The 1,499-nt window shown below is 70.5% G+C and carries 2 protein-coding genes and 1 pseudogene; all 3 read right to left on the bottom strand.

Translation table 11 applies throughout. The features are described from left to right. Positions 1 to 106 precede the first annotated feature (106 nt). On the bottom strand, positions 107 to 610 hold the full coding sequence (locus tag D7X12_RS41305) for an anti-sigma factor (protein WP_120630558.1): 504 nt from the start codon (positions 608 to 610) through the stop codon (positions 107 to 109). Further along, positions 607 to 1,197, bottom strand: a complete 591-nt coding sequence (locus D7X12_RS41300) for an RNA polymerase sigma factor (protein WP_208719630.1) — start codon at positions 1,195 to 1,197, stop codon at positions 607 to 609. Before D7X12_RS41300 ends, D7X12_RS41305 begins: the two co-directional genes overlap by 4 nt. Positions 1,198 to 1,275: 78 nt before the next feature. Then, a pseudogene (locus tag D7X12_RS41295) lies at positions 1,276 to 1,499 on the bottom strand (hypothetical protein); the annotation flags it as partial.

Genomic DNA, 1,499 nt, shown 5'->3' with positions numbered 1-1,499 from the left:
CTCTGGAGCACCGCGGGCGTGGCCGGGGCGCCTTGCGCGAACGCGGGCGAGGTGCCGAGGAGCAGCGCGGGGAGCAGCAGTCGGGGGAGGGTCTTCATGGTCACGCTCAGGCTTCGGAGAGGGACGGAGGGGAACCGACAAGCCGCTTGAGACCCATCAGCGACGACAAGACGACGAAGGCGACGAGGCAGGCCACCGCCACGCCCGCGGTGCTCCAGAGGGCGTGCGCACCGCTGAACAACCCCTCCACGAACATGCGGCTGTCGCCCACGGTGGAGGCGAACGCGGTGCCCAGGCGGCCGAGCGCCCGGTCATTCGTGAAGAGGAAGCCCAGGCCGGCGCCCAGGGAGGTCAGCAGGATGGCCAGGCCCGTCCACACCTCGCGCCGCTGGGGCACGGGGGACTCCGCGACGCGGGCCATGACGTTGGCCACGAGCGAAGGGGGCGGGAGCGGATCCGCCAGCCGGAAGAGGTCCTGCTCGAGCAGGCGGTGGTCTTCCAGGAGCGCGGCGCACGCATCGCATCCGGCGGCGTGGTCCAGGCAGGGGCCTTCGCCCGCCTCCAGCTCCGCGAACAGGACTTCCAGGTCGGGGCAGGGGATGGGGCTCATCGCGCTTCCTCCTCGGTGGGCGTCATCTTCTTGCGCAGCTTCTCACGGGCCCGGAAGAGCCGGGCCATGATGGTCCCGGGCGCGCAGCCCATGATCTGCGCGATCTCCTTCGTGGTGCGCTTCTGGACGTAATAGAGGGCCAGCACCTCGCGGTCGTCCACGGACAGGGTCTCCATGGCGGCCTCCAGCGACTGCCGCTCCTCCCGCGCGATGGCCCCGTCCAGCTGGGACACGTCGCTGCTGGGGAGGACCTCCTTCATGGGCTCCAGCTCCTCGGTGCGCACCTTGGTGCGGCGGCGGAGCAGGTCCAGGCAGAGGTTGCGGGTGATCGCGAGCACCCAGAGGTCGAACGGGCGCGTGTCATCGTAGCGGTGCAGGTTCTGGTACGCGCGCAGGAGGGCTTCCTGGGCGACCTCCGCCGCCTCCGAGTCGTTCTGGAGCAGGCGCAACGCCAGGCCGTACACCGGGCGTTGCACACTGCGAACCAGCGCTTCGAAGGCGGACGGGTCTCCCTTGCGGGCGGCCTGCACGTCCGCTTTCCAGGGGAGCGGAGCGGTGTCCTCAGCCATCAGCATTCCGATGGCCATGGGCAGCGAGTCGAGGGCAAGAGCGTTCACGCCTTGTCCTACGGGCACCGCGCGGGGCCATTGCGCAGCCCCGCCACATCACTTCCGCTTCTGTTTTTTCACGGACTTGGCCGCTGCCAGCCGCTGCTTTTCGGCCTTCTCCAGCCGGGCCTCGGCCTTCGTGTCCTTGCGCTTCTGCTGCTTGGCCCGGAAGCCCAGGGGAATTTCCGGCTCCGCCACCGGCGCCGCCGTGAAGGCGGGCGGGGGGGCAGGCGGACGGGCAGGGCGGCCCGGACGTGCATCCTTGCCGGCGCGGTCAGAAC

Origin of the sequence: Corallococcus sicarius (genome assembly GCF_003611735.1) — a bacterium.
GTDB classification, from domain to species: domain Bacteria; phylum Myxococcota; class Myxococcia; order Myxococcales; family Myxococcaceae; genus Corallococcus; species Corallococcus sicarius.
The sequence above is the reverse complement of the archived record's forward strand: the minus strand, read 5'-3'. Positions and strand labels throughout refer to the sequence as shown.